The organism is Mycobacterium sp., assembly GCF_019243155.1.
In the GTDB taxonomy this organism is placed as follows: Bacteria; Actinomycetota; Actinomycetes; order Mycobacteriales; family Mycobacteriaceae; genus Mycobacterium.
The window spans coordinates 1-8612 of record NZ_JAFAUS010000321.1 but is presented as its reverse complement, the minus strand read 5'-3'; the positions used below and the strand labels follow the sequence as shown (position 1 = coordinate 8612).

General features: G+C 65.2%; 6 protein-coding genes. 4 read left to right on the top strand and 2 right to left on the bottom strand.

Annotated features, from left to right (window positions below):
• The first annotated feature begins 26 nt into the window (after positions 1–26).
• A complete protein-coding gene (locus JOZ00_RS16300) occupies positions 27–1571 on the top strand; it encodes a carboxyl transferase domain-containing protein (RefSeq protein ID WP_293345324.1) in 1545 nt (514 codons plus the stop codon).
• Between the two features lie 49 nt (positions 1572–1620).
• On the opposite strand, the gene JOZ00_RS16295 is transcribed toward JOZ00_RS16300, so the two are convergent.
• On the bottom strand, positions 1621–2304 hold the full coding sequence (locus JOZ00_RS16295) for a TetR/AcrR family transcriptional regulator (RefSeq protein ID WP_293345322.1): 684 nt from the start codon (positions 2302–2304) through the stop codon (positions 1621–1623).
• A 204-nt stretch (positions 2305–2508) separates the two neighbouring features.
• Here JOZ00_RS16295 and JOZ00_RS16290 point away from each other — a divergent pair, with 204 nt between their 5' ends.
• Together JOZ00_RS16290 and JOZ00_RS16285 are read left to right on the top strand one after the other, a co-directional pair.
• Positions 2509–4986 carry a TonB-dependent receptor gene (locus tag JOZ00_RS16290; protein ID WP_293345320.1) on the top strand — a complete coding sequence of 826 codons (2478 nt, stop codon included), beginning with the start codon at positions 2509–2511 and terminating at the stop codon, positions 4984–4986.
• 53 nt (positions 4987–5039) lie between these two features.
• Positions 5040–6353, top strand: a complete 1314-nt coding sequence (locus tag JOZ00_RS16285; protein WP_293345318.1) for a DUF1214 domain-containing protein — start codon at positions 5040–5042, stop codon at positions 6351–6353.
• A gap of 115 nt (positions 6354–6468) precedes the next feature.
• Here JOZ00_RS16285 and JOZ00_RS16280 read toward each other — a convergent pair whose 3' ends face one another.
• Positions 6469–7713 carry a cytochrome P450 gene (locus tag JOZ00_RS16280; protein ID WP_293345326.1) on the bottom strand — a complete coding sequence of 415 codons (1245 nt, stop codon included), beginning with the start codon at positions 7711–7713 and terminating at the stop codon, positions 6469–6471.
• A gap of 602 nt (positions 7714–8315) precedes the next feature.
• On the opposite strand from JOZ00_RS16280, the gene JOZ00_RS16275 reads away from it, so the two are divergent.
• The coding region (locus JOZ00_RS16275; RefSeq protein WP_293345316.1) for a GntR family transcriptional regulator at positions 8316–8612 on the top strand (297 nt) is incomplete at its 3' end.

Here is an 8612-nt window from a genome sequence, read left to right as displayed (position 1 = left end):
CCGAAGGGGTCCGTGATCCGGACCATGTGCGAGCCGACCTCGCCGCCGTCCTCGAGGCGCGCGCGGTGCGGATGGACGAGGCGCGCCCCGAGGCGGTCCGAAAGCGGCGCGGCCGCAACATGCGCACGGCCCGCGAGAACATCGCCGCCGTCTGCGATCCGGGCACGTTCCAGGAATACGGCGGGCTCGTGGTGGCGCCCCAACGCAAACGCCGCACCATGGACGACCTCATCCGCAACACCCCCGCGGACGGTCTCGTCGTCGGCGTCGGTTCGGTGAACGGCGAACTGTTCGGGCCCCAGAAGTCGCGCGCCGTGGTCCTGGCTTACGACGGCACGGTGCTGGCCGGAACGCAGGGGCATGAGGGCCACCGGAAGGACTCCCGCATTCTTCAGTTGGCGGCGAAGCTTCGGCTGCCCGTGGTGTTCTTCGCAGAAGGCGGCGGCGGGCGGCCCGGCGACACCGAATACCGCGGCGAGCTGGACAGCTTTCACCGCCTCCCTGCGCTCAGCGGCGAGGTTCCGCTGGTGGGGATCGCCGCCGGCTATTGCTTCGCCGGCAACGCGGCCTTCCTCGGCTCCTGCGACGTCATCATCGCCACCGAGACCTCGAACATCGGCATGGGCGGACCGGCGATGATTGAAGGCGGCGGTCTGGGGGTCTACGCGCCGGAGGAAATCGGTCCGGCCCCCATGCACTACCGGACCGGCGTGGTGGACATCCTGGTCAAGGACGAGGCCGAGGCCGCCGAGAGCGCCAAGCGCTACCTCGCCTATTTCCAGGGCGACATCGCGCCCCAGCCGCCCAAGGACCAGCGGCTGCTGCGGGGCCTGGTGCCGGAGGACAGGCGACGAGCCTACGACGTGCGACCGGTCATCGAGACCCTCGCCGACGAAGGCTCCGTCACGGAGCTGCGCGCCGGCTACGGCCACGGCCTGATCACCGCCCTGATCCGCCTCGACGGACGGGCGGTAGGGGTGCTGGCGAACAACCCCATGCACCTGGCCGGCGCGGTCGACGGCGACGGTTCCGACAAGGGCGCAAGGTTCCTCGCCCTGTGCGACAACTTCGGCTTGCCGGTGCTCTTCCTGTGCGACACGCCCGGCATTCTGGTGGGTCCGGAGGCGGAAAAGACGGCCTTGGTCCGCCGCTCGTCGCGGTTCCTGGTGGCAAGCGCCAAGCTGCGGGTTCCGGCCTTCACCGTCATCCTGCGCAAGTTTTACGGCATCGGCATGCTGGCGATGATGATGGGCGCGTTGAAGGCGCCGATTTTCAACGTCTCCTGGCCGACCGGCGAGTTCGGCAGCATGGGTCTCGAAGGCGCCGTGCGCTTGGCCTATCGCAAGGAGATGGAGGCGATCGAGGAGCCGGCCGAGCGGAAGCGGTTCTACGACGAGCACGTCGAACAGATGTACCAGGCCGGCAAGGCGCTGAGGCGCGCCCGTGCCTACGAGTTCGACGACGTCATCGATCCGGCGGATACGCGGCAGTGGATCATCCATGGGCTGAACTCGTCAGCCGCGATGCAGAGCTCCAACGTCTCGCGCCGCCCTCACCTCAGCCCCTGGTGAAAGGCGCTCCGGGGTTCAGGCCAGCGGCCGAAATCGCTCGCGAGCCGCTCTAGCTGGCCTCGGCCGCGAATGCTTCGGCGGCCTGCGCCGACACCGCCGCCGTCAGCATGGCCGCCCCCGCATCGAGCGCCTCGGCGAGCACCGCCTCCTCCGGCCCGAACAGGTCGCCCGCGTTCTGGCGTTCTGCGTCAAGGTCGACCAGCGCCTGCCAATAGATGCAACTCGCGACTTTGAGACGGAAGCGGAAGAGTCTCTCTGGCGTCGCAGGGACAGCGGCGCGGAGCAGGTTGACGATATGCTCGGAAAGCGGCGCCAGGGAGAATACGAGATCCCGCGCTCCAGCGACGCTGTAGACGCGGATGCCGAGCAGGAAGGCGGCGTAGCTCCGCTGCCCGTCGCGATCGCATTCCTGGCTCAGGGGATCCAGCAGAACGTGAAGCAGGGTGCGCGGATCGCCCATCTTGCCCTTCCGCTGGGCCTCGGCGAGCAGCAGCCCGCGGCGGGCCTCCAGACCGGCCAGCCGGTGGGAGAAGATCGAGCGAACCAGGCCCAGCTTGTCGCCGAAGTGGTACTGAACGACACTCGGATTGGAGGAGCCTGCAGCGGCCGCGATCTGCCGCAGCGAAACCCCCTCCAGGCCATGTCGGCCGAACAGGCGCTCCGCCGCCTCGACGAGTTGGGCTTTGGTGTGGCGCTCGCCCTGCTTGCGGCTTGCGTCCGAGGCTGATGGCATATGGGCCTCCGCTGACGTGAGGAGCGACACGCTTTTTCCGACACGCTGAGATTGCAAGTTATTCCCGCCGCGTTCAAGGGACTATTCAGTCACTTGTTAGACTTTTATTGACGATCGATGCGGAGAGCTTGATAACGAAGGCTCTGAGGGAAAAGGTCTAGCCGTTCGAACATTCCCTCGGGCCATCATGATCAGGGAGGTTTGATGACTAGGCCGGCTCTTATCTCACTATTCTGCGCCTCGGCGCTGGTCGGCCTGGACACGGCGAGCGCATGGGCCGCTGAGCCGGCCCAGCAGGCCAGCACCCTGCAGGAGGTGGTGGTGCAGGCCCGGCGCAGCTCCGAGAACCTGCAGAAGGTGCCGGTGGCAGTCACCGCGATTTCGCAGAAAGATATCGACTCGGTCGGCGTTTTCGACCCGCAGAACCTGGCGAACTTCACTCCAGGCCTGACGGTGCCGGCGGTGACGTCGGACCGGAACAACGTCATCTTCGCGATCCGCGGTCAATCCTACTCCTTCGGCAACCAGTTCAACGCCGTCATCCCCTATTACAACGACGTACCGATCGTCTCGCCGACGGGATTAAGCCACGGGCAGTTCTTCGACGTCGACAGCGTGCAGGTGCTGCGCGGCCCACAGGGCACCCAGTTCGGCCGGGTGACGGACGGCGGCAACGTGATGATCTATCCGAAGAAGCCGTCCAACAGCTTCGACGGCTACGTGGAAGGCAAGGTCGGCGACTACGGCCTCAGGGAGTTAACCGGGGCCCTGAACATCCCGATCATTCCCGACAAGCTGATGGTGCGCGGCGCCGTGGACATCAACCGCCGCGACGGCTTCACCACCAACCTCTACAATGGCCGTGACCTCGACAACGTCGCCTACGAATCCTACCGTTTCGGGATCGTCATCCGGCCGACGGAGCACATCGAGAACTACACCTCGATCGCCTACGAGCACACCCACGAGAACGGCACCTCGGTCGAGCTTGAGTACCTCTATATTCCGAAAGTGAGCGCCATCGCCAACGCGGTGGGCAATGCAGCGACGGCCCATTTCTACGGGATCGACGCCAACGGCAACGTGGGCCCGGCGGCGCTGGGCGTCATGGCCTTCAACCCGGCCAACTATCTGGCGGACCTCCAATCCCAGGTCACCCACCAACTCGCCCTCGGGCCCCGGCAGGTTTTTGACGCCAACCCGCTGTTCGACCGTCGCGACAGCCTCTACGTGGCCAACACCACTACGGCGGACCTCGGCGTCGTCACCATCAAGAACGTCTTCGGTTTCATCTGGACGAAGGATTTCGAGGCGCAGAATTTCTCTGGCGGCAACGGCCAGCTGATCCTGCCCTGCCACTCGGCCTGCCCCTTCGGCGCCGGCCTCCCCTCCCTGCCCTTCAACTTCCAGGAGCAGTTCAGCGACGAGTTCCGACTTTCCGGCAAGCTGTTCGACAACCGGCTGGTCTGGTCGGCGGGCGCCTACACCGACGCCCAGAAGCCCGCCGGCGCGTTCGAGAACGCGGGTCTGCAGTCCGGCGCCAGCCAGAACCTCCCGCTGCAGTACACCAAGACGTGGGAGACGGCCGGCTATGGCAACGCCGAATACGACCTACGCGATTTCCTGCCCGGCCTGAAGATCAATGGCGGCATCCGCTACACGATCGACGACAATCACACGCGCGTCACCAAATATAACGGGCCAATAGCCGCGCCCGGTATTTCTACAGCCCTCAGCTCCCTTCCGCACGGCGTCTGCGTCACGTTCAACAACAATCCCTGCCTGGACCTGCACGCCACCTTCACCGCCATCACCTACACCGCCGGCGCGACCTACCAATTCAACCCGAACCAGATGATCTACGCGAAGGTCAGCCGGGGTTATCGGCCGGGCGGGGACAACAGCTCCAATCCGCCGGGGCTCGACCCCGCCTACAACCCCGAATACGACCTATCTGTGGAGATCGGCGCCAAGGCCGACTTCGACTTCAATGGCGTGCGGCTGCGGACCAACGTGGCGCTGTTCCACGACAACTACACCAACATTCAGCAAAACGTCGTCCTGCCGTCGGTTCCGGGCCAGCCGAGCGTCGGGGCGCTTGTCCGCAACGTCGACGACGCAGTGGTCCAGGGCGCCGAGTTCGAGGGGATCCTGATACCGTTCCGGGGCATGACGCTCGATCTCAACTACGCCTACACCGACGCGGCGTTCAAGCACCTGCCGACCGACCCGCTCTCGAACCCCACCAGCCCCTGCAACCCCTTCGCCTCCGTCGTCGTCGGCTTCTGCGGGGAGAACGCCATGGGCTTCGTGCCGCGCAACAAGCTGGGATTGTCGGCGGATTATGAGCTGCCGCTCGATCCGGCCATCGGTATGATCACCTTCGGCGGAACCTGGAACTACCAGAGCAAGGTGTGGCTGATCACCACCAGCAACCTCGACCCGCATGCGGCGCAGCCTGCCTACAGCACACTGGACCTGCGGGCGACCTGGCATCAGATCTACGGTCACCCGGTGGACCTGTCGTTCTTCATGACCAACGTGACGAACCAGCTCTACAAGGCCGGCGTGGACGACCTGGAGCAGGCCTCTTCGCTGGGCTCCTACGCCGCCATCTATGCCCCGCCGCGCATGTTCGGCTTCGGCCTCAAATATCGCTTCGGGGCCAGCGGAGGCCAATAACCAAGGCGCCGACCCTCAAGAGGTCGTTCGCGAGGCAGTCGAGGAGGACATGAATGGGCGGATCGAAAGCGGCGTCAGCCGCCCTTGCGGGGCTGGTGATCGGAGCGCTTGTGGCTGGTGGCTCGCCGGCGCGGGCCCAATCGACCGCGCCTCCGGCGGCGGCGGCGGCCAGCGGGTCGGCCGTCGACGCGGCCTGGGCCTATTACCATCGGACGCTCGATGCGGCGCGCGCCAAGCTCCTGGCCCATCCATTCGCGGACACGCCAAAGCGGCGCGCCGAGGCGCTGTACCTGATCTCCGAGGCCGCCGTCGTCGGCTTCAACATGTACGTCGGCCCAAGGCAGGACTATCCCTCGCTCTACATCCAGCCGATCTTCCTCAACAACATGTACGGCTGGGGCCTGCCGAACCCCGACTTCCTCTACCGCTGGGCGTTCATCGACGGGGCGAAGACCTATCGCATCTGGGGCAGGCGCAACGATCCCACCTTCGTCGACCTGCAGCTGCAAAGCGGTTTCTGGGGCGACCAGACCTTCAGCGTCCTCAGCAACACCCTGATCGACTCCCTGCAGACCGGGCCCGACGGCTCCTTCGAGGTCATCCTCAGCCCGACGCCGCATCCCGGCAACTGGATCAAGACCGATCCCACCGCGCACAGCAGCGTCATCCAAATGCGCCAGGCGATGATCGACTGGGCCCACGACCGGCCCGTCGATATCCACATCGACGAGGTCGACCGGCCGGCCGGCGCGCCGCTGATGTACTCGCCGGAGGAATACGCCGACCGGCTGCGCCGCGCGGCCGACTTCGTCACGCACAATGTCGACTTCATCTACCGGATGAACGAGCGCCTCTCGCCCGGCCTGCAGGTGTTCAACAGCTTCAGACCGCTCACCGAGCACCCGAACTCCGACGAGGGCGGCAGCCGCTTCTCGTCGCATCCGATGGCCATCTTCGACATCGGCAAGGACGACGCCCTGATCATCGAGACGGACATTCCGCACGCCAAGTACTGGGGCGTGCAGCTGGGCGACGTCTGGTGGCAGACCAGCGACTACAAGTTCCATCAGTCTAGTCTGAACGCCCACACGGCGGTGATCGATAAGGACGGCAAGCTCAGGGTGGTGCTTTCGCACGTGGACCCCGGCGTGCCCAACTGGCTCGATCCGGCCGACGACGACCGCGGCACCATCCAGTTCCGCTGGTACTATGGCGACGCTGCCCCGATCCCAGTGGTCGTCAAACGGGTGAAGGCGAGCGAGGTGCGCAAGTACCTGCCGCCGGACACGCCGGTGGTGTCGCCCGATCAGCGCCGCGCGGCTTTAGCCGAGCGGTGGGCGGGCGTCGAGCGGATGTACGGACAGTAACCGTTGCGCGGCGGGGACGTGTGGCGAATTTGAAGTTCGCTCGGCGCCCATCTCATCCACTGGCGAACTTCGGACTCGGGACACTAGCGCCGGAAATACCCCGTCTCCGCGCGGATCACGCCGGATCGAAGCGGACGTAGAGGTGCTCGGAAACGCGCAGCTGATGGCCGCGGATGTCCGGCGGCGGCATGTCGGGATCGAGCCGTAGATTGGGCAGCCGGTCCAACAACGCGTTGAGCGCCCGGGTCATCTCGACCCGGGCCAGGTGCTGACCGATGCACACGTGCGGGCCGGTGGCGAAGGCGAGATTACGCACGGTCCGGTCCCGGAAGATGTCGAACACATCGGGACGGTCGTACTTGGAAGGGTCGCGGTTCGCCGAGCCGAGCACGACGTTGATTATCGAGCCTTGCGGGATCGGCACGCCGTCCAGCTCGACATCCCGCAAGGCGTAGCGCCACGACATGTTGACCGGCCCCTCCCAGCGCAGCGCTTCCTCGATGGCTTGGGGGATCAGCTTGCGATCGGCGTACACCGCGGCGAGCTGGTCGGGATGCGTGAGCAGCCCCACCAGAAGGCTGCTGGTGCCGCGAAAGGTGGTGTCGCCGCCGGCGTTCATGAGTTGGCGCAGGAACGAGATCAGCACGTCGTCCGGGAGACGCTCGCCGTCCACTTCCACCATGGCGAGGTGGCTCACGAGGTCGTCGCCTGGATTGGCGCGCCGAACGTTCAGCAGCTCCTGAAAGAACTCGCCAAGCTTCTCGGTGGCCTCCAGGCCCTGCGGCGCGCCAATGACCGACAGCAGCTGCGCGATCGCCAGCTTGTGGAACGTCGGGGCTTGTTCGGGGCCGAGCCCGAGCTGCCGGTAAATCACCTGGAACGGGTAGTGGTGGGTGAATTCCTCGATGAGGTCGGCGCGGCCGCGATCGATAAAGCGGCTCATCAGATCGGTGACCACGGGATCGACGTACTTCTCGCCCCAGGTGGAGACCACCTGCGGCAAGAACGCCTTCTGGAAGACCCGCCGATATCGGGTGTGCTCGGGCGGATCCATCACCGACACGGTGTGACCGAAGGACACTCCAAGGTTGGGGAGGAAGGCGTCGCGGTTGCCGAAGGTTTCGGCGTCGGTAAGCACACGCTGCAGGGCGTCGTAGCCCAGCACCATGTAGTGCTGAAACTTGTTCATCTGCACGTCGGGAACGTCGGTGAACAGGTCGCGGTAGCTGCCTTTGTGAACAGTCCCCTCGGCCAGCATCTCCCGCAGTTTCGGATAGGGGTCCGGGCAATCGCCGGTGGAAAGCTTTTCGACCACGAACGGGTCAAAGCTCTTGTCCTCGAGATCCGACAAGCGCGGCATGTAGGTCACGACGATCCCTCCTCCCGCTGGCGCCGGGCGTCCCGGCTCTTCAAAGAGACAGGCGGCCCGAAATAACCGCCGTTCTCCCTTGTCAGCTGGCGCTTCCTTGGCAGCTCACCGACCCTGACCCCGGCGTCGCTGGAGATCGGCTCTAGCTGATGGGTGAACCTGGATTCGCCAGGATTTTACTAATCGAAAATGCGCGATCAGACAACCGGACCTCGGGGCTGCTGGTCGCAAGCCAGGTTCGTTTCCTGCGGAGGGCCGACGCCCGCCCTGGCGCGAGCTTGGTCGATTTCTGCGATAGGCGCCTTAAATATCCAACGGGTATCCTCCGGGTGGATGGACGCGCGGTGTAGCCACCCCCCCCTTGCAGGCCGGAACTGGGTGGAAATTCGATGATTTTTCTCTTACCAAGCGCAGGCTCCGATATGCCACCGCCACGCGTGTCGGCCCGCTCGGTTTACCCGCTTGAATATTGAAGCGATCTCGTCGGACGTTTACCCATCACTGGTTCGGGCGCCAGAGACTATTTGGAATGAAAGACCCCGGGGTATGGCGTTTATTGGTGAACATTCGAACACAGCAATTAAATTATACACATGATAGTCGACCCGCCCCTCCGGAATTGGACCCTCATCGACCCCGCGCATGAAGGCCTCCCGACCAGGATCGCCAGGCGCGTCGCGCTCGAAATAATGGAGATGAACTGGCCGGCGGGGGCCTATCTGGGGCCTGAGCGCGAGTTGGCTGACCGCTACGGCGTGAGCGCGCCGACGCTCGACCAGGCATTGAGGATCCTCGAGGACGACGGCGTCGTGGCCGTCAAACGCGGCCGTGGCGGCGGCGTGGTCGTGACGAAGCCCCCCATCGGGAGCGCGGCGCGAACCACCGCGCTT